This window comes from Thauera sp. ZXT1-4, assembly GCF_052598215.2.
This window is the reverse complement of the sequence record NZ_JBQWSN020000105.1, coordinates 1-1244: the sequence shown is the minus strand read 5'-3', so window position 1 is coordinate 1244 and position 1244 is coordinate 1. Positions and strand designations below refer to the sequence as shown.

The 1244-nt window shown below is 62.5% G+C and carries 2 protein-coding genes; one reads left to right on the top strand and one right to left on the bottom strand.

What is annotated here, in order from left to right; translation table 11 throughout:
• Window positions 1–321: nucleotide-binding YajQ family protein (locus ACUH78_RS19285; protein ID WP_445334453.1), on the top strand; the 321-nt coding region annotated here is incomplete at its 5' end.
• A gap of 85 nt (window positions 322–406) precedes the next feature.
• Here the strand turns inward: ACUH78_RS19285 and ACUH78_RS19280 are convergent.
• Window positions 407–1222, bottom strand: a complete 816-nt coding sequence (locus ACUH78_RS19280; RefSeq protein ID WP_445334452.1) for an ankyrin repeat domain-containing protein — start codon at window positions 1220–1222, stop codon at window positions 407–409.
• Window positions 1223–1244 lie beyond the last annotated feature (22 nt).

Below are 1244 nucleotides of genomic sequence, written 5' to 3'. Positions count from 1 at the left end.
CTCGACCAGATCAAGACCATCCTGCTGCCCGAGATGACCAAGAAGAACGTCGACGTCCGCTGCCTGGACTACGGCGAGGTGCAGAAGATCTCCGGCAACAAGGTCAAACAGGAAGTGAAGGTACGCGTGGGCGTCGACCAGGACATGGCCAAGAAGATCGTCAAACTGCTGAAAGACAGCAAGATGAAGGTCCAGGCCGCCATCCAGGGCGAAGCCGTGCGCGTCTCCGGCGCCAAGCGCGATGTGCTGCAGGAGGCCATCGCGCTGGTCAAGAAACAGGTCACCGACTTCCCGCTGCAATACGGGAATTTCCGCGACTGACGGGGGCGCCCAGCCGGGGCCTTCTTAACAAAGGCAGCCTGTTGCCGCGATGCGCCCACCGGCAGAGGCAGGGCGCTGCCAGACGTCATGCAGCGCTGTGCTCTCCGTACAGGTTGCGACTCGCGTTCGCGGCGTCCTGCATCTTCAGCTCGATCAGGCGCGCCAGGCGCCCGTCCTCCAGCTTCTGCGCCAGCGATAGCGCCGATGTGCCGTCGCGGCGGGTGGCAGACACGTCGGCGCCTTGTTCGATCAGTGTGAACGCAATATCGGTGGTGGCGCCGCTGAGCGAAAGCAGCAGCGGCGTGTTGCCGAGCGGGTCGCGCACGTCGATGTGTGCGCCCTTGGCGAGCAGCAGCAGCACCGTGTTCCGGTATCCGTCGGTGGGCTTTCCGCAGGCGATCAGCAGCGGGGTAAGCCCCAGCCGGTCCTTCGCGTTCGGGTCTGCGCCCGCATTCAACAGAATCTGCGCGATGATCGTCAGTCCGCGCTTGAGCGCGATCAGCAAGGGCGGCACCCCGTCCTCGGACGGCATGTTGACGTTGAAGTTGGCGCGCACGAAGAGGTCGATCACCTCCTGGTCGCCTTCCTCCAGGTAGTGGAAGAAGTTCTTTGGCAGGAATGCTATGCCACGCGACACCAGATCGTGCATCGCGTGCTCCTTGCGCTCAGCCGCCTTGAAGGTTTCGAGTTCGCGGGCGTCGCGCAGGCGGATGATGTCGGCCAGTACGTCGGGCGGGAAGCCCTTGCGGCCGCCGCGCTTGTCGATCAGCAGATCGCTGAAGTAATCATGGATCTGGGGGGTGTCCCACAAGTCCTCGATACGGATCAGGATCCGCTCGAATTCGCGCTCAAGGTGAGAGGGGTAACTCGTGCCCATGAACGCGAAAAATGCGTGTTTCATGATTTTTCGCTTTGGTTGTATG

Coding starts and splice junctions, on each gene's coding strand:
- ACUH78_RS19280 (WP_445334452.1), bottom strand. CDS start 1,222: ATGAAACACGCATTTTTCGCGTTCATGGGCACGAGTTACCCCTCTCAC.